This is a genomic window from Micromonospora sp. NPDC049559, assembly GCF_040676675.1.
In the GTDB taxonomy this organism is placed as follows: Bacteria; Actinomycetota; Actinomycetes; order Mycobacteriales; family Micromonosporaceae; genus JBFAPK01.
Window position 1 is genome coordinate 19,650 of sequence record NZ_JBFAPK010000060.1, and the last position, 16,509, is coordinate 36,158.

Annotated in this window: 16 protein-coding genes; 9 read left to right on the forward strand and 7 right to left on the reverse strand. The window is 74.6% G+C overall.

What is annotated here, in order from left to right; translation table 11 throughout:
- The first annotated feature begins 60 nt into the window (after positions 1 to 60).
- From AB0J86_RS37125 to AB0J86_RS37140, 4 genes are all read left to right on the forward strand, one after another.
- On the forward strand, positions 61 to 831 hold the full coding sequence (locus tag AB0J86_RS37125; RefSeq protein ID WP_363863014.1) for a TIGR03089 family protein: 771 nt from the start codon (positions 61 to 63) through the stop codon (positions 829 to 831).
- Between the two features lie 145 nt (positions 832 to 976).
- Entirely contained in the window at positions 977 to 1,777 is an 801-nt protein-coding gene (locus tag AB0J86_RS37130; protein ID WP_363863017.1) for an SAM-dependent methyltransferase, read from the forward strand.
- 158 nt (positions 1,778 to 1,935) lie between these two features.
- The gene (locus tag AB0J86_RS37135) at positions 1,936 to 3,744 is read left to right on the forward strand and encodes a bifunctional diguanylate cyclase/phosphodiesterase (RefSeq protein WP_363863020.1); all 1,809 of its coding nucleotides are present in this window, start codon (positions 1,936 to 1,938) and stop codon (positions 3,742 to 3,744) included.
- 150 nt (positions 3,745 to 3,894) lie between these two features.
- Positions 3,895 to 4,323: an Lsr2 family protein gene (locus tag AB0J86_RS37140; protein WP_363863023.1), complete on the forward strand. Its 429-nt coding sequence runs from the start codon at positions 3,895 to 3,897 to the stop codon at positions 4,321 to 4,323.
- 20 nt (positions 4,324 to 4,343) lie between these two features.
- Here AB0J86_RS37140 and AB0J86_RS37145 read toward each other — a convergent pair whose 3' ends face one another.
- From AB0J86_RS37145 to AB0J86_RS37155, 3 genes are all read right to left on the reverse strand, one after another.
- A complete protein-coding gene (locus AB0J86_RS37145; RefSeq protein ID WP_363863026.1) occupies positions 4,344 to 5,306 on the reverse strand; it encodes a cation transporter in 963 nt (320 codons plus the stop codon).
- A 156-nt stretch (positions 5,307 to 5,462) separates the two neighbouring features.
- Entirely contained in the window at positions 5,463 to 6,287 is an 825-nt protein-coding gene (locus AB0J86_RS37150; RefSeq protein ID WP_363863029.1) for a class I SAM-dependent methyltransferase, read from the reverse strand.
- A 170-nt stretch (positions 6,288 to 6,457) separates the two neighbouring features.
- A complete protein-coding gene (locus AB0J86_RS37155; protein WP_363863031.1) occupies positions 6,458 to 7,639 on the reverse strand; it encodes a peptidoglycan-binding protein in 1,182 nt (393 codons plus the stop codon).
- A gap of 416 nt (positions 7,640 to 8,055) precedes the next feature.
- Between AB0J86_RS37155 and AB0J86_RS37160 the strand changes: the two genes are divergently transcribed.
- From AB0J86_RS37160 to AB0J86_RS37175, 4 genes are all read left to right on the forward strand, one after another.
- The gene (locus AB0J86_RS37160; RefSeq protein WP_363863033.1) at positions 8,056 to 8,595 is read left to right on the forward strand and encodes a hypothetical protein; all 540 of its coding nucleotides are present in this window, start codon (positions 8,056 to 8,058) and stop codon (positions 8,593 to 8,595) included.
- Between the two features lie 195 nt (positions 8,596 to 8,790).
- Positions 8,791 to 10,518 carry an IlvD/Edd family dehydratase gene (locus tag AB0J86_RS37165; RefSeq protein WP_363863036.1) on the forward strand — a complete coding sequence of 576 codons (1,728 nt, stop codon included), beginning with the start codon at positions 8,791 to 8,793 and terminating at the stop codon, positions 10,516 to 10,518.
- A gap of 181 nt (positions 10,519 to 10,699) precedes the next feature.
- On the forward strand, positions 10,700 to 11,203 hold the full coding sequence (locus AB0J86_RS37170) for a sigma-70 family RNA polymerase sigma factor (protein ID WP_363863056.1): 504 nt from the start codon (positions 10,700 to 10,702) through the stop codon (positions 11,201 to 11,203).
- Positions 11,200 to 11,940 carry a zf-HC2 domain-containing protein gene (locus tag AB0J86_RS37175; RefSeq protein WP_363863039.1) on the forward strand — a complete coding sequence of 247 codons (741 nt, stop codon included), beginning with the start codon at positions 11,200 to 11,202 and terminating at the stop codon, positions 11,938 to 11,940. Before AB0J86_RS37170 ends, AB0J86_RS37175 begins: the two co-directional genes overlap by 4 nt.
- A gap of 87 nt (positions 11,941 to 12,027) precedes the next feature.
- On the opposite strand, the gene AB0J86_RS37180 is transcribed toward AB0J86_RS37175, so the two are convergent.
- The 4 genes from AB0J86_RS37180 to AB0J86_RS37195 all read right to left on the reverse strand — a co-directional run bounded on the left by AB0J86_RS37180 (position 12,028) and on the right by AB0J86_RS37195 (position 15,424).
- Positions 12,028 to 13,152 carry a magnesium and cobalt transport protein CorA gene (locus AB0J86_RS37180; protein ID WP_363863041.1) on the reverse strand — a complete coding sequence of 375 codons (1,125 nt, stop codon included), beginning with the start codon at positions 13,150 to 13,152 and terminating at the stop codon, positions 12,028 to 12,030.
- 227 nt (positions 13,153 to 13,379) lie between these two features.
- A complete protein-coding gene (locus AB0J86_RS37185) occupies positions 13,380 to 13,865 on the reverse strand; it encodes a hypothetical protein (protein ID WP_363863044.1) in 486 nt (161 codons plus the stop codon).
- Between the two features lie 108 nt (positions 13,866 to 13,973).
- The gene (locus tag AB0J86_RS37190) at positions 13,974 to 15,182 is read right to left on the reverse strand and encodes a molybdopterin molybdotransferase MoeA (RefSeq protein ID WP_363863047.1); all 1,209 of its coding nucleotides are present in this window, start codon (positions 15,180 to 15,182) and stop codon (positions 13,974 to 13,976) included.
- Positions 15,179 to 15,424 (reverse strand): DUF6457 domain-containing protein, encoded by a 246-nt coding sequence (locus AB0J86_RS37195; protein WP_363863050.1) that lies wholly within the window; start codon positions 15,422 to 15,424, stop codon positions 15,179 to 15,181. The genes AB0J86_RS37190 and AB0J86_RS37195 overlap by 4 nt, the downstream gene beginning before the upstream one ends.
- A 154-nt stretch (positions 15,425 to 15,578) precedes the next feature.
- Between AB0J86_RS37195 and fdhD the strand changes: the two genes are divergently transcribed.
- A complete protein-coding gene (gene fdhD / locus AB0J86_RS37200; protein WP_363863053.1) occupies positions 15,579 to 16,427 on the forward strand; it encodes a formate dehydrogenase accessory sulfurtransferase FdhD in 849 nt (282 codons plus the stop codon).
- Positions 16,428 to 16,509: the final 82 nt, after the last annotated feature.

Genomic DNA, 16,509 nt, shown 5'->3' on the forward strand with positions numbered 1-16,509 from the left:
GCTTCCGCCGACCCTCCGTACCGGCCGGCGGCCCCGCCGTACCGCCGCTGGGAGAGATCCGTGGAGTTGACCGCCTTCGCCGGGCTGCCCGGGGCGCTCGCCGGCGCCCCGGAGAACGCGGGCCCGGCCCTGCTGACCTACTACGACGACGCGACGGGCGAGCGTACCGACCTGTCGGCGGCGGAGCTGGCCGGCTGGGCCGCCCGGACCGCCGCCCTGCTGCGCGACGGCTGCGGGCTGGGCGAGGGCGACCGCGCCGCGGTACTGCTGCCGCCGCACTGGCAGACCGCCGCGGTGCTGCTGGGCGCCTGGTCGGCCCAGGTGGCGGTCTCGTTCCGCCTGGCGGCCACGGCCGGCCTGCCGGCGCTCGGCCCCGGCGCGGACGAGCCGCTGGACGTCACCTTCGTCTCCGCGAAGCGGCTCGACGACTGGCTGGAGAACGTGCCCGAGGCGCGGCACCGCTTCGTGCTCGGGCTCGCCCCGTACGGCGCGGCCCTGCCGGAGGTTCCCGAGGGGTACCGCGACTTCGTCGCCGAGGTGCGGCGGCATCCCGAGCGGCCGGCCGCGGCTCCACCGATCCGGCACACGGCCGCGGCCAGCGTGGACGGCACGACGTACCGGCAGTGGGGAGGGCTGGCCCGGGAACTGGCCGACCGCCTCGACCTGCGCGCGGGCGACCGGCTGCTGGTGGACGCCGCCGAGCACGAGCACCCGGTGAAGTGGCTGCTCGCGCCCCTGTCGGCGGGCGCGTCGGTGGTGCTCTGCGCCAACCTCGACCGGTCCTCGCTCGCGTCGCGGGTGGCCGCCGAGGGCGTTACCCGCGTCCTGTGAACGCGCCGGAGTCCCGTCGTCCGTCACGGAGTTGGGTTCGCGGCACGACCCGGAGTAAGGTCGGCTCGCCCGGCCGCCGCGACCGGCCACTGTGGTCGGTGCCGCCCGGCGGGCGCCGTCCTCGCGACTGAGCAGGGAGCACGCGGTGGGATTGCCCGAGTGGGTGCCGGAGGGACTGGACATCACGGTGCCGAGCGCGGCGCGCATGTACGACTACGCGCTCGGCGGCGACCACAACTTCGAGGTGGACCGGGTCTACGCCGACCGGGCCGAGGAGGCCTGGCCCGGGATCCGGCTGCTCGCCCACGCCAACCGGGCGTACCTGGAACGGGTGGTGCGCCACCTCGCCGCGGCCGGCGTACGCCAGTTCCTCGACATCGGATCCGGCATCCCCACGCTCGGCAACGTGCACGAGGTCGCCCAGGACGCGGCGCCGCAGTCGCGGGTGGTCTACGTCGACATCGACCCCGTGGCGGTCTCGCACAGCGCGGCGATCCTCGCCGGCAACCCGCGGGCCACCGTCATCCAGGGGGACCTGCGCCGTCCCGAGGAGATCCTCGACCACCCCGAGGTGGCCGAGCTGCTCGACTTCTCCCAGCCGGTCGCGGTTCTGCTCATCGCCGTACTGCACTTCGTGGCCGACTCGGACGACCCGCGCGCGATCATCGCCCGGCTCGTCGACGAGCTGCCGTCGGACAGCTACGTCGCGCTGTCGCACGGCACCCTCACCCCCGAACTGGCGCAGCAACAGGAGCGGGTACGCCGGCTCTACAACCGGACGCCCACGCCGGTACGGCTGCGCGACGCGGCGCAGCTGCGGGAGATGCTGGGCGGGTTGGAGGTCGTCGAACCGGGCATCGTGCCGGTGACGGACTGGCACCCCGAGCCGGAGGCGGACGAACCCGACCAGCCGGCGGTGCTCGGGGCGGTCGCCCGCAAACGCTGAGCCGCCGGCCACGCCCGCCGCGCCCGCAGGCGCTGAGCCGCCGGTCGCGCGGCCGGGGGCCGTCGGCCGGAACGAAGGCTGGCGTGGGCGCCGATTCCGACGACAATGTATTCGCGAAGCAGACTCATGTTGGTCAGGATGGCCGGACGGGAGCGAGCGTGAGCGACAGCCGTACGGACGAATCCCTCCCGGTCGCGGGCCCGGCGGTCGTCGCCTTCGCCCGGTCCTGGCTGCGCGTGGTGGCCCGCACCAGCTACGTACCCGGTGGCCGGGCCCGCGCCCGGGGACTGCTGGAGCGGCTCACCCGGCGGCTGCTGGCGGCGCTGCTGGCCGAGCCCTTCGACGCGGCGGCCGGCTACGGGGTGGGCGTCGAGCTGGTCCGGGCCCGGATCTCCTCCCCGCTGGCGCTGGGCAACACGATCGCGCTGCTCAACGGGCGTCTGCTGGGCGACCTGGAGCTGGCGGACCGGGTCCACCGGGAGCGGCTGGGCGAGCTGGTCGGTCAGCTGGCCGCGGGCTTCGGCGAGGGCATCCGCAGCCGGGCCCGCAACGACGCGGAGGACCTGCACCGCGCCGAGCGCGACGTCTGGCGCCGCCAGCAGCGGCAGTTGCAGGACCAGATCCAGCACGTGCTGCTGCACGAGCCGCTGACCGGGCTGCCGAACCGGGCGGCCCTGGCGGCCCGGCTGAGCGAGGTGCTGGCCGGCGCGACCGGTACCGAGCGGATCGGCGTCTGCGTGATCGACCTCGAACGCTTCTCGGCGGTGAACGACAGCGTCGGCCCGGCGGAGGGCGACCGGCTCCTGCGGGCCGTCGGTGACCAGCTGCGCCGGCTCGCCTCCACCGACGACACCTTCCTGGCCCACCTGGGCGGGGACGAGTTCGCCTTCGTCGTCGAGCGCACCAGCAACGCCGACGACGTCGTCAAACTGGTGGACCGGGCGCTGCGGGCGCTGCCCAACCCGTGCCGGATCGGCGGCCACGACATCGTGGTGGGCGCCAAGGCCGGCATCGTGGAACGGCTCGCGGCCGGCGCCGACCCGACCGAGCTGCTGCGCGCCGCGGACGTGGCGCTCGGCTGGGCGAAGAAGGACCCGCACGCCCAGTGGGCGGTCTTCGAGCCGGCCCGCAACGCGGTCGACGTGGCCCGGCACGAGTTGACCAACGCGATGCCGGCGGCGCTCGCGGCGGGCGAGTTCACCCTGGCGTACCAGCCGCTGGTCCGGCTGCGCGACCGTACGGTCGTCGGGGTGGAGGCGCTGGCCCGCTGGTCGCATCCGGTCTTCGGCCCGGTCAGCCCGAGCCAGTTCATCCCGCTCGCCGAGCGTACCGCGCTGATCATGCCGCTCGGCCGGCATCTGCTGGAGCGGGCCTGCGTCCAGGCGGCGTCCTGGCAGTCGGCGGTCGGTCTCGGCGGGGAGCTGGCCGACCCGACTCCACGGCAGCCAATGGTCAGCGTCAATCTCGCCGCCGCCCAACTGCGTGAACCCGGGCTTCCCGCGATCGTCGCCGCCATCCTGGACCGTACCGGCCTGCCGGCGCACCGGCTGCAGCTGGAAATCACCGAGAACGCGATCCTGGAACCGGACCAGAGCACCATGCGCCCGCTGCACGCGCTGGCGGAACTCGGTGTGCGGCTGGCCATCGACGATTTCGGTACCGGTTACTCGAATCTGACGTATCTGCACACCATGCCGGTACACACGATCAAGTTGGCCGCCGCCTTCCTCGCCGATCTGGACCGGGCGCGGGCGGAGCGTTCGGCGGCCAGGATGGTGCCGCACCTCATCGCGCTCGGCCACGATCTGCGGATGGAGATCACGGCCGAGGGGGTGGAGAGCGCCGCCCAGGCCGACCTGCTCACCGCGTTGAACTGCGACATCGGCCAGGGGCACGTGCTGGGCCGGCCGATGCCGCCGGAGCGGATCGGCGAACTGCTGGCCGCCGGCGGGCGGGTCGACTGGTAGCGCCGGGCGTCGGGAGGAGCGCGTACCCGCCGATGGGCGGAGTACGGTGAATGGCGCGCCAAGTTGATGATCCACTCAGTTTTGGTCTAGGTTACGTGCCATTGACGTCACCTCGTTAGTCGCATAGCGTTCGCGCCCGCAGGGGGATCCATGGCACGCCGTACCATTGTCGAGACGATCGACGATCTCACCGGAGAGAAGAACGCCGTCGAGGTGCGCTTCGGTATCGACGGCTCGGAGTGGACCATCGACCTCGCCGAGGCGAGCCGCGCGGCCCTGTTCAAGGCGCTGGAGCCGTACCTGGCGGTCGCGAAGCGGACCCCGACGGCGGTGGTACGCCCCCGGCAGCAGGTCGCCCCGACCCGCGGCGGGCGCGAGCGGAGCAACCGCGACCAGCTGCGCGCGGTACGCGACTGGTGGGTGGCGAACTGGGAGAACGCGGGCCTGCGCGAGCCGTCGCAGAACACGGTCGACGGGCGCGGGCGGATTCCGGCGCAGGTCGAGGAGGCGTACCGGCTGCACGGCGGGAAGAAGGTCGGCCGCCCGGTGCCCGGGGCCGTCTTCGCCGCGGCGCCCTGAGCCGCCGGGCCGGGACGGAGCTAGGCCGGCCGGCCCGACCCGGCGGCCTCGCCCGGTTCGGTCGAGCCGCCGCTGGGATCCAGGAAGATCCACCTGATGGCGGGATTGCGCTCGGCGAGCCGGCGACCGGCGTCGCTGGCCGCTTGCGCGACGTCCCGCCCGCCGGGCTCGTCCACGAAGTCCACCTTCGCCGCGACGAGGATCTCGTCCGGCCCGAGCTGCAGCGCCACCAGGTTGGTCACCCGGCGGATCGCCGGATGCTCGGCGAGCCCCCGGCAGATCTCCTCCCGGGCCGGGTCCCCGGCCGAGCGGCCGACCAGCAGGCTCAGGTTGCTGTAGCCCAGGACCGTGGCCACGACCAGCAGCAACAGGCCGATGGCGATCGAGGCGGCGCCGTCGTAGACCGGTGAGCCGGTCACCTCGGAGAGCGCGACCCCGATCCCGGCCAGCGCGAGCCCGATGAGCGCGGCGCTGTCCTCCAGGAACACCGCCTTCACGGTGGTGTTCGGGGTCCGCCGCACCACCCGCAGCGGCGTGATCCGCCACCGGCGGGCCCGGCGCCGCAGCTGGCGCGTCGCCCGGAACAGCGAGACTCCCTCCGCGACCGCCGAGATGATCAGTACGACGTACGCGATGAACAGCTCCTGGTTGCGTTCCCGCTCCCGGATGCCCTGGATGCCCTCGAGGATCGAGAAGACGCCGCCCGCCACGAAGGTGAGCACCGCCGCCATCAGGGCCCAGAGGTAGCTCTCCCGGCCGTGGCCGAGCGGGTGCTCCGGGTCGGCGGGCCGCGCCCCGCGCCGCAGCGCCACGAGGAGCAGCAGCTCCGTCATGGTGTCCGCCACCGAGTGGGCGGACTCGGAGAGCAGCGCCGCCGAGCTGGAGATCAGCCCGGCGACGGCCTTGGCCGCGGCGACGACGAGGTTGGCCAGGGCGGCCACGACGACCGTACCCACGTTGTCGCGGTTGCGCCGCTCGGCCATGCGGCCAGCTTATGCAGCTCAGCAGGGCCGGACCCGGTCGTGGCCGCGCAAACCCCGCGACCGGTGGTGTCGTGGGCGCCGGGCCGCCTCGAACGGGTGCCCCGTCGTCGGGCCCCGCCGTGCTGGCCCCGCCGCCGGGTCCCGACACGGCGGCGGTCAGAACCGGTAGCGGAGGATCCCGCCGTGCTGGCCCCGCCAGGCCGGAACGGCCCGGACCGCGGCGGAGAGCAGCCGGTACGACCACGGGGACCGGCGCAGCAGGCGCGGGTCGAGCAGGTTGTCGTCCCCGACGTACCGCAGTCGCTCGTCGAACGCCTCGACCTCGCGCGGATCGTCGATCCACCACTTCTCCACGATGCCGAACCTGGTGAACAGGGGCACCGGTCGCCGTTCCCGCTGCCGCTTCGAGGCGGTGGAGGTGATGTTGAGGATGATCTCTCCGGTGGGGAAGTGGTCGACGATGGACCGGATGATCTGCCGCGCCTCGTCCGGGGCGAAGAAGCCGAAGAAGCCGTCGGCCACCACCATCGCCGGCCGGTCGCCCGGGATCGCCGCGAGCCAGCCGGGGTCGAGGACGGAGACGCCGACCCGGCGGTGGCCCGGACGTGCCGGGTAGAGCCGGTCCGCGATCTCCACCACGTCGGGGAGGTCCACGTCGTACCACTCGTGGGGCGGTGCCGGGTCGACCCGGAAGACGCGGCTGTCGAAGCCGGAGCCGAGGTCGAGCACGATCGCGTCCGGATGCTCCGCCAGGTAGCCGGTGGCCCGGCGGTCCATCACCGCCGAGCGGAGCCCGACCGCGAAGCGCCCGATGGCCAACGATCGGAACTGGGAGAAGTCGAAGTCCAGCCGCTCGACGACGTCGCCGGCCCACCGGTCGCCGAGGAGCGGGTGCGGGTCCTTGCTGTCCAACCAGCGCAGGTACAGCTCCAGCAACGCGGTGACGCGTACGCCGGTGAAGGTGACGGGAATGCGGTCCATCTCGATGTCCTCGCCCTGCTCGTCGTTCGCTATACGTGTGAACAGGATGCTACACGCGTGTATAGCGAGCGCCGTCGGGACATCCTGCCACGACCGAGGGGCCCGGCCGATCGGATGGGACCGATCCACCGGACCCCCAAGGTCGGGCCCGCCCGGAGGCGACACGCGGCCTAGTCGTGCGCCGACTCCCCGGCGACCAGGCCGGCCGAGGTGCAGCCGCTGGTCGGCAGCGTCGCCGGATCCGGCGGGGTGACGCCGTCGTAGAGCGCGAGCAGGAAGTTCTGCGGGCAGCGGTTCGTGCTGCCGGTACGGATCTCGAAGTGCAGGTGCGGGCCGGTCGAGTTGCCCGTGCTGCCCGTGTAGCCGACCAGTTGCCCCGGCGTCACGGTGCTCCCGCCGGCCGCCACGCGCTGGGAGAAGTGGCAGTACATGAAGACGACCCCGGCCGCGTCGCGGATCTGCACGCCGATGCCGCAGGCGCTGTTGTTGACCGCGGTGACCGTACCGGCGGCGCTGGCGTACGCCGGGGTGCCCGTACCCACCGGCAGGTCGATCGCCGGGTAGTCGTGGTGCGGGTCGTCGTACTCGCCGCGCGGCAGCTTCTCGTGCGCCAGGGGCAGCGCGTAGGTGCCCGCCCCGGGCGCGCCGCCGACGAGCGCCTGCCAGACCGTGGCGTCCACGGCGGTACCGGCGCCCAGGTCGTGCTCGGTGCGGAACCCGGTGACCGCCGCGGCCGTCGGCGCGCCGAAGACGCCGTCCACGGCGAGGGCCGCGCCGTACCGGTTCAGCTGCGTCTGCAGCGCCCGGACCGGCTCGCCGGAGCCACCGCTGTCCAGCGGCACGACCAGCGCGCTCCAGCTGAGCGGACCGACGATCCCGTCCGCGTCGAGCCCCTGGGCGGTCTGGAAGCGCTGGACGGCCGCCTTGGTCTGGGCGCCGAAGACGCCGTCGGCACTGATCGTCTCGCCGCGTCCGCGCAGCAGGTACTGCACGGTACGCACCTGCGGGCCCTGCTGGCCGGACTGCACCAGCGGCCACGCCGGCAGGGCCAGCGTCGTGTCGCCGCCGCTCGTCGACCCGGCGCCGGCCGGGGCGGTCACGCCGGGCTGGGCGGCACCCACGGCGGCCACCCCGACGCCGTCGAACGGTGCGCCGGTGGCGGCCGCCGCGGCGGCCGGCGGCAGGCCGGCCAGATTACCCAGGGCGAGGGCGGCCACCAGCGCGGACGCCGCGAGGCCCGCGCGCGGTCCGCCGAGGGCCGGCCGGCGCAGTCCGCCCGTCTCCGCGCGCCAGCCATCGGGTACGGGTTGCGCCGAGCCGTACGCCCCGGGCGCGGGTACCGATCCAGCCATCGATCTCTCCGTCTTCCTCGTGCTCTGCGGGTGGCCGCCCCGGTCGGGGCCGGGCGGCCGTTGCCGGGAGCCTGGCAGGGCGGGTCGCGCCGGCGCGCCGGCAGAAGCGGCCACTGTCCAGAAGTGACCGCCCTCGATCCGTGTCGCCCGCCCGTGTCGCCCGCCCGGGCGCCCGCCTGTGCCACCCGCCCGTGCCGCCCGCCGGCGGCAACGGCGCACCCGGGCGGCGGCGTCCGGTCGCCGCCCCGGGTGGGCCTGGGCGGGCCGATGGCGCGGGCGGACCGGGCCGGGAGATGCGGACGGAGCCGGCCGGCGGAGGGGGCCGGACGGGGCCGGGGATGCGACGAAACCGGGTCCGCGCGGCGACCCGACCAGTAGCGTGGAGGCTGTTGCGACCCGCGGGGACCGGAGGGGGCATGGCGACGGCGGCAGGACCCATCACCGAGACGAGATATTCGGCCCGGCGGTTCAGCATCTCGACGGACACGCCGTTCGAGGAGTTCCGGCTGCGCTACGAGACGGCGGTGCCCGCGTACGACGCCGTGGCCTTCGGCGCGCTCGCCAAGCGCGGCGCGGACTGGAGCGAGGTGCTGGCGCTGACGGAGCGCGTGGCGCCGTACGGGTTCCTGCGCTACGCCGAGATCGACGCCCAGCCGCTCATGGGCCTCGCCGGTGACCGGGCCCGCTGCGTCGAGTACCTGATGGGCAACCACACCATCGCCGAGCGGATGTTCCGGCACGACCCGGTGGTCCTGCTGTACGTACCGCTGCGGACCACGATCAGCGCCGCCGAGGGCGGCCCGACCCGCTTCTCCGTCGAGCAGCCGAGCGAGCCGATCGCCTCGCTGGGCCAGGCCGAGATCGCCGCGGTCGGGATCGAACTGGACCGCAAGCTCGTCCACCTGCTCCAGCAGCTGGAGCTGGCCGTACCGCCGGTGCTCGTCGCCTCCACCTGACCCCGCCCCGGCGGACCGGGGGGCGTCCGGGACCCCGTACCGAATCGGTGATCTTGCCTTTCCCGCTCGGCCGCGGCTACGGTGACGACAGCGCCGGCACGGGCACACCCCGCGCCCGCACGGGTGGGCCGGGCCGTGGCCCGAGCCGCGGTGCGGCCTCGACCCGACCGGCGAGGACTCTGGTGAGGGTGCGCGATGCATGACGCCGTAACGGGTTCCCGCAGTGCCCAGTGGTTCGCCGCCGAGGGACGCAACGGTTTCATCCACCGTTCCTGGATGAACAACCAGGGCTTCGGCCCGGAGGTATTCGACGGGCGGCCGGTGATCGGCATCGCCAACTCCTGGTCGGAGCTGACCCCCTGCAACGCCCACCTGCGCGAGGTCGCGGAGGCGGTCAAGCGGGGCGTGTGGCAGGCCGGCGGGCTGCCGCTGGAGTTCCCCACGATGTCGTTGGGCGAGACGCTGATGCGCCCCACCACGATGCTCTTCCGCAACCTGCTGGCGATGGAGGTCGAGGAGTCGATCCGGGCCAACCCGCTCGACGGGGTGGTGCTGCTGACCGGCTGCGACAAGACCACGCCGGCGCACCTCATGGGCGCCGCCAGCGTCGACCTGCCGACGGTCATGGTGACCGGCGGGCCGATGCTCTCCGGCAAGTTCCAGGGGCGCGACATCGGTTCCGGGACCGACGTCTGGCGCTTCAGCGAGGAGGCCCGCGCCGGCCGGATGACCGCCGCCGACCTGGCCGAGGCCGAGATCTGCATGTCCCGCAGCCGCGGGCACTGCATGACCATGGGTACGGCCTCCACCATGGCCTGCCTCGCGGAGGCGCTCGGCATGCAGCTGCCCGGCTCGGCCGCGATCCCGGCGGTGGACTCTCGGCGGTACGCGCTGGCGCAGGCGACCGGCCGGCGCGTCGTCGAGATGGTACGCGAGGAGCTGCGCCCGTCGGCGATCCTGACCCGACCGGCGTTCGAGAACGCCATCCGGGTCAACGCGGCCCTCGGCGGCTCCACCAACGCGGTGGTGCACCTGCTCGCGCTCGCCCGCCGGGTCGGCGTACCGCTGACGCTGGAGGACTTCGACGCGCTCGGCCGCGACGTGCCGGTGCTGGTCGACCTGATGCCCTCCGGGCGCTTCCTGATGGAGGACTTCTACTACGCCGGCGGGCTGCCGGTGGTGATGCGGGAACTCGGGGAGCTGCTGCACACCGACCAGATCACGGTGAGCGGCGCGACGGTCGGGGCGAACGTCGCCGGAGCGCGCCGCTGGAACGACGAGGTGATCCGTACCCGGGAGGCGCCGTTCCAGGCCGCCGGCTCCGGTACGGTCGTGCTGCGCGGCACGCTCGCCCCGCGCGGCGCGGTGCTGAAGATCTCCGCGGCGTCGCCGCACCTGCTCAGTCACCGGGGCCGGGCGCTGGTCTTCGACCGGGTCGAGGACTACGCGGCAGTCTGCGAGGATCCGGCGCTGCCGGTGGAGCCCGGGACCATCCTGGTGGTACGCAACGCCGGTCCGCGCGGCTACCCCGGCTTCCCCGAGGTGGGGAACCTGCCGATGCCGAAGGTGCTGCTCGACGCGGGGATCGAGGACATGGTCCGGATCTCCGACGCGCGGATGAGCGGTACCGGGTACGGCACCTGCGTACTGCACACCGCGCCCGAGGCGGCGGTCGGCGGGCCGCTCGCGCTGGTCCGTACCGGCGACTGGATCGAGCTGGACGTCCCGTCGCGCCGGCTCGACCTGCTCGTCGACGAGGCCGAGCTGGAGCTGCGGCGGCGGGCCTGGCAGCCGCCCCCGGTCACCGCCCGGCGCGGCTGGGCCAAGCTCTACGTCGACCACGTCCTGCAGGCGGACGAGGGCGCCGACCTCGACTTCCTGGTCGGCGGCGGCGGGCACGCCGTACCCCGGCACTCGCACTGACCCGCGCGCCCCGGACCGCCGCGTACCCGGCACTCGCACCGACCCGCGCGCCACTGAACCGGTTCGCACATCCGTCCGTTCCTCGTTCGAACGCTCCGGTGCGTTCCGCAGACGAGGCAGGAAGGGCGGGCGGGTGGCGATGGCCGGTTGCCAGCGGCGTCACACATCCAGCGACGAGGTGCTGATCCGATCGTGGTACGAGGAGCACGGCGCGGCGTTGCTTGCCTACGGTACGAGGCTGACCGGGGACCGGGCGGCCGCCGAGGACGTGTTGCAGGAGACGTTGATCCGCGCCTGGCGGCACTCGGCGAAGCTCTCGGAGCTCGACGGATCGGTCCGGGGGTGGCTCTTCACGGTCGCCCGGAACATCATCACCGACCGGGCCCGGGCCAGGGCCGTCCGGCCGGTGGAGGTGGCCGAGCGCGAGGTGACCGTCGCGGTCGAGCGGGATCACGCCGACCGGGTGGTCGACTCCCTGGTCGCGCTGGAGGCGCTGGAGCGCCTGCCGGACGAGCAGCGCAGCGTCCTGGTGGAGATCTACCTGCGCGGCCGGAGCCTGCACGAGACCGCCGACCGCCTGGGCATCCCGACCGGCACGGTCAAGTCCCGCGCGCACCACGGGCTGAAGGTGATGCGCCGGCGACTGACCGGCCGCGCCACGGCGCTGGGCGGGGTGACCGGGTGACCGCGCCGACGCACGACAGCCGCCTGCTCGGCGCGTACGCGCTGGAGCTGCTCGACCCGCCGGAGCGCGACGACGTCGAGGCCCACCTGGCCGACTGCCCCGAGTGCCGCGCCGACCTGGCGGAGCTGAGCGCGGTGAAGGCGGCGCTCGGCGAGGTGCCGGCCGAGGCGCTGCTGCACGGGCCGCCGGACGCCGACGAGGTGCTGGCCCGCACGCTGCGGCAGATGCGGGTCGAGGCGGCCACCGGGGACCGGCGGCGCCGGGCGTTCGTGCTCGCCGCCGCGGTGGCGGTGCTCGCCGGTACGCTCGGCGCCGGCGCGGTGATCGGCGCCCGGTCCGTGCCCCGGCCCGCGCCGGGGTCCGACGCCGAGGCCGGTCCGCCGACCGCCCCGCCGACCGCCCCGCCGGTCGCCCCGACGGCCCGGACGCCGGCGCCGGGCACCCGGGTCGGCAGCGTCGTCGACCCGGTGACCGGGGCCCGGCTGACCGTCTCGATGACGCCGGCCGCCGGTTGGGTACGCGTCAACGCCTCCGTCACCGGCATCCCGGCCGGCGAGAACTGCCGCCTGGTCGTGGTCGGCCGCGACGGCGTCCACGAGATCGCGGCGGGCTGGATCGTCGCCGACCGGGGCGAGGGCACCAACCTCGACGGCAGCGCGGCGGTCGCCCCGGCCGACGTGACCGCCGTGCAGGTACGCGCCACCGACGGCCGCACCTACGTCACGCTCCCACTCTGACCACGCCACCCCGACGGCGTCGATCTAGGGCAAATCGTCGTGAGTGGATCTCTATTCACGACGATTTGCCCTAGATCGACGAGCGGGTCACAGCCATTTGTTGCGGCGGAAGCCGCGGTACATCACGGCGCCGAGGAGGAGCATCACGAGCATCGCCACCGGGAAGCCGTACCGCGAGTCCAGGCCCGGGATGTAGCTGAAGTTCATGCCGTACACGCCGGCCACGAACGTCTGTACCGCGAGGATCGCCGCCCACGCCGCGATCTTCCGCATGTCGTTGTTCTGGTCGATGCTGACCTGGGTCAGCCGGGCCTGCAGGGTCGAGTTGAGTAGCTCGTCCAGGGCGGTCACCCGCTCCACGATGCGGGCCAGGTTTCCGCTGAGGTCGCGGAAGTACCGGCTCATCGGCCGTGGCAGCACGTCCCGGTCCTCGATCAGCTCGCCGAGCGGGCGCTGCAGCGGGGCGACCGCCCGCTTGAACTCCATCAGCTCCCGCTTGAGCTGGTAGATGTGGGCGATCTGGCCGTGCGTGTGCCGCGAGAAGACCTGCTCCTCCACCGCGTCGACGTCCGCCTCCACCGCCGCCGCGACCTTGGCGTACGAGCCGACGAGGCGGTCGCAGACGGCGTGCGCGACCGCCCACGGACCGGCCGCGAGCAGGGCCGGGCGGGCCTCCAGGTCGGCCCGGACCGGGGAGAGCGCGCCCGGCGCCCCGTGCCGTACGGTGATCACGAAGCGGGGCCCGACGAAGACGGTGACCGCCCCGGTCTCCACCACCTCGGAGGTCTCGGTCAGCTCCGGGTGGTCCACGTAGCGGCTGGTCCGCAGCACCATCACGGTCACCTGGTCGTAGCGCTCCACGGCCGGGCGGTGGTCGGCGTTCAGGGCGTGCCCGGCGACCAACTCGTCCAGCCCGAACGCCCGGGCCACCGGGGCGAAGTCGGCCGCCGACGGCTCGTGCAGGCCGAGCCAGACGAAACCACGGCAGCCCCGGGCCGTCGCCAGTGCGCGCAGCGGGTCCGGCCGGCCGGGGCGGCGCCGGCCGTCGACGTAGACGGCGCAGTCGACGACCCAGTTCCCGGTGGTGGCGTCCGCCGGCTCGTCGGCCGGCCCGCCGTTGGCACCCGCCAGCACCCAGGACATCACCCGGCGGACCGGCCGCGCCAACCGGGCCCGTACGCCTGCCACCGACTCCAGGCCGTCCTTCGCCATCCCGCATGCCCTCCCCGACGCGTGACCGTGGCTTGCATCGAACCACGCGGGCGCCCGCCCACTCCGCCGGGTCGACATCGTCCCAAGTGGACGGCCGGGCGGCGTTCCCGGAGCCGGACGGGGCGGACCGGCCGGGCGGCGACGTTTCGGCGGCACCGTATCTGGTCGAGCTGGGAGGGGTCGGGGCCGGTAGACAGGGCGGCCGGCCCGCCGCGGGGAGGGGGCGGTCAGTCGACGTGACGACCGGCGCCGGCGGCGGCGATCCGCGCCGCGTGGCCGGGCAGATGCTCGGTGGCGCGCAACCGGACGAGTTCGCTCCAGGGCCGCCGCTCGTCCACGACCTGCCGTCCGCTCCGGTCCACGATGCGCAGTCGTACGAGGGTGTCGGCGCGTTCGTCCGGGATGGTCCGTACCGTGGCGACGAGCGCCTCGCCGTTGGCCCGTACCCGATCCACGCGTTCGGCGTGGGTGGTGGCGTCGACGAGCGCCGCGATGGCCCGTTCGTCCATGGCGTCGCGGTTGTCGACCTCGGCCGGTAGGCCGTCCCGGACCCGCGCGGCGGCGGTCGCGAGCATGGTGTCGCTGAGCGCCACGTGGCTCAGGGTCCAGTCGACCGTGGCGCGGGGGACCGGCGGTAGCTGGGCGGTGTCGGTGATCGCACCGGCCGCGGCGAGCAGCTCGCGATAGGCGCCCGCGAGTTCCGTGATGTTCAAGGTTCTTCCTCCGGCGGGAGGGGGCGGAGGCCGTCGGCGGCTTCCGGCACGGTGTTCGGATTTCCCGAACATAGCAGATGTTCGGAATCCTCGAACATTCGCCACCTGTCAGGCGGCGCGGCCCGCCTCCCCGCCCAGCTCGGCGAGGTGCGGCACCGGGGTCGCCCCGGCCGCCGGCAGGGCGAGCAGCTCGACCTCCGCGCCGGTCCAGCCCGGCGGTACGACGGCGAGCGCGTCCGCGCAGGCGGCGCCCCAGAGCGAGGCGGGCCGGTCGTGCCCCACCGGTACGGCGGCCGAGCCGGCCCGGGTCACCGGGACCAGCCGGGTGTACCGCTCGTGCGCCGCGACCGAACCGGCCAGCCGGGCGGTGACCGGGGGCCGGTCCCGGCGGCCGGAGAGCCGGCCCAGCAGCGGTTCGAGCAGGGTCACGGCGGCGACCAGCGCGGCGTACGGGTTCCCCGGCAGGCCGACGACGAAGCGCCCGTCCGGCAGCGCGGCGAACAGCTGTGGATGGCCGGGGCGACACTGCACCCCGTGCACGGGCACCCGGGCGCCGAGCGTGTCGAGGGCACCACGCAGGTGGTCGGCGGAGCCGGCCGAGGTAGCGCCACAGACCACCACGACCTCGACGCCGGGGCGCCGCAGCGCCTCGACCATCGCCTCCGGGTCGTCTATCAGCCGGGTGGTCCAGGCGAGTTCCGCGCCGGCCACCTGGAGCAGGCCGGGCAGGATCGGGCCGATCGCGTCGCGTACCCGGCCGGGGGCGGGCAGCCCCTCGGTGAGCAGTTCGGTGCCGGTGACCACCACGCCGACCCGGGGACGCCGGTGCACGGCGAGCCAGTCGTGCCCGAGGCTGGCGGCCAGGCCGAGCACCGTGGGCGTGACGACGGTACCGGCGGGGAGCACCTCCCGCCCGGCCGGGCAGTCCTCGCCGCGGCGCCGGATGTGCCGCCCGGGTTCGACGTACCCGCTGATGGTGCCGTTGGCGGAGAGGGTCCGCTCGTACGGCAGCACCGCGTCGGCGGCCGGGGGCACCGGTGCGCCGGTCGCGATCTCGACGGCCTGGCCGGGGCGCAGCGGCTCGGTCGGTACGGGGTCGCCGGCGAGCACCCGGCCGACGATCCGCCAGGGGCCGGCGCCCGCGACGGCGTACCCGTCCATCGCGGCGGCGTCGTAGGAGGGGAGCGCGGCCAGCGCCACCAGCGGTGCGGCCAGCGCGGCGCCGAGCGCCTCGGCCAGCGGCGCGTCGACCGGGGGCAGCGCCCCGGCCGCGGCGCGGGCGATCCGGCGCGCCTCCGGCCAGCTGGTGCCGCTCACGGCAGGGGCCGCCGCTCGCGCCAGCCGGCGGCGCTGTCGGTGAGCTTCGCCGCGGCCTCGGGCAGGCTCGCGCCGCGACCGACCGCGACGCCGAGCAGGTACGTGGTGAGCGGGGCCGCCGGCCGGGCGACGCCGTGCGCGACGTCGCGGGCCACGTCGAGGACCAGCGACTGCTCCAGCGTGGCCGGGTCGAGGCCGAGTTCGGCGAGCGCGTGCCGGGTCCAGTCGTCCAGGACGCTCATGTCCACTCCTCGGTGCTCGGGACTGAAGGTGGCGCCGGGGCCGCCCTGGCGGTCGCCCGCGGACGATACCGCCGGCCGCGCACATGACATACAGTATACAAAGATAGGTGGTCGCGCCAGCCGACGGCTGGCAGACAGGATCGGGTGGTGGCAGATGGGACGGGTGACGAGCCGACGCCGCGTGGTGCGCATCGTGGACGGTGCGGTGGCCAGGCCGATGGACACGCTGACCGCGGAGGAGCCGCTGGAGATCCGGGTGGCCGGCCGCCCCCTGGTGATCACGATGCGGACCCCGGGGGACGACTTCGACCTGGCGGCCGGGTTCCTGGTGAGCGAGGGAGTGGTGCGCCGCGCCGACGAGATCGCCGGCATCCGCTACTGCGCGGGCGCCACCGAGGACGGGTCGAACACGTACAACGTGGTCGACGTGGTGCTGGCCCGGGGGGTCACGCCACCGGACCCGTCGCTGGAACGCAACTTCTACACCACGTCCTCCTGCGGGATCTGCGGCAAGGCCAGCCTCGACGCGGTACGCACCAGCACCGCCTGGTCGGTCGCCGAGGACCCGGTACGGATCGACCCCGACCTGCTCACCGCCCTGCCCGATCAGCTCCGCGAGGCGCAGCGGGTCTTCGACCGTACCGGCGGGCTGCACGCGGCCGGGCTCTTCACCGCCGACGGGCGGCTGCTCTGCCTGCGCGAGGACGTTGGCCGGCACAACGCCGTCGACAAGGTCGTCGGCTGGGCGCTGCGCACGGGCCGGCTCCCGCTGCGCGGCACGCTGCTGATGGTCAGCGGGCGGGCCTCGTTCGAGCTGGTGCAGAAGGCGGTGATGGCCGGCGTACCGGCGCTCGCCGCGGTCTCCGCGCCGTCGTCGCTCGCCGCGGACCTGGCCGCCGACGCGGGGCTCACCCTGATCGGCTTCCTGCGCGGCTCCTCGATGAACGTCTACGCCGGCGCGCACCGGCTCGACCTGCCCGACCCGGCCGCGCTCGCCGCCTGACCGGCACCCGTCGGGGGGGGGGGGGGGCGGCGGGGGGGGCGCCGCCCCGGCGGCGGGGCCCCCGGGGACGCCAGGACCCCAC

Excerpts from the sequence above, each read along its gene's own strand:
- AB0J86_RS37140 (WP_363863023.1), top strand. The coding sequence starts at position 3,895 with ATGGCACGCCGTACCATTGTCGAGACGATCGACGATCTCACCGGAGAG.
- AB0J86_RS37145 (WP_363863026.1), bottom strand. The coding sequence starts at position 5,306 with ATGGCCGAGCGGCGCAACCGCGACAACGTGGGTACGGTCGTCGTGGCC.
- AB0J86_RS37150 (WP_363863029.1), bottom strand. The coding sequence starts at position 6,287 with ATGGACCGCATTCCCGTCACCTTCACCGGCGTACGCGTCACCGCGTTG.
- AB0J86_RS37155 (WP_363863031.1), bottom strand. The coding sequence starts at position 7,639 with ATGGCTGGATCGGTACCCGCGCCCGGGGCGTACGGCTCGGCGCAACCC.
- AB0J86_RS37160 (WP_363863033.1), top strand. The coding sequence starts at position 8,056 with ATGGCGACGGCGGCAGGACCCATCACCGAGACGAGATATTCGGCCCGG.
- AB0J86_RS37165 (WP_363863036.1), top strand. The coding sequence starts at position 8,791 with ATGCATGACGCCGTAACGGGTTCCCGCAGTGCCCAGTGGTTCGCCGCC.
- AB0J86_RS37180 (WP_363863041.1), bottom strand. The coding sequence starts at position 13,152 with ATGGCGAAGGACGGCCTGGAGTCGGTGGCAGGCGTACGGGCCCGGTTG.
- AB0J86_RS37195 (WP_363863050.1), bottom strand. The coding sequence starts at position 15,424 with ATGAGCGTCCTGGACGACTGGACCCGGCACGCGCTCGCCGAACTCGGC.
- fdhD (WP_363863053.1), top strand. The coding sequence starts at position 15,579 with ATGGGACGGGTGACGAGCCGACGCCGCGTGGTGCGCATCGTGGACGGT.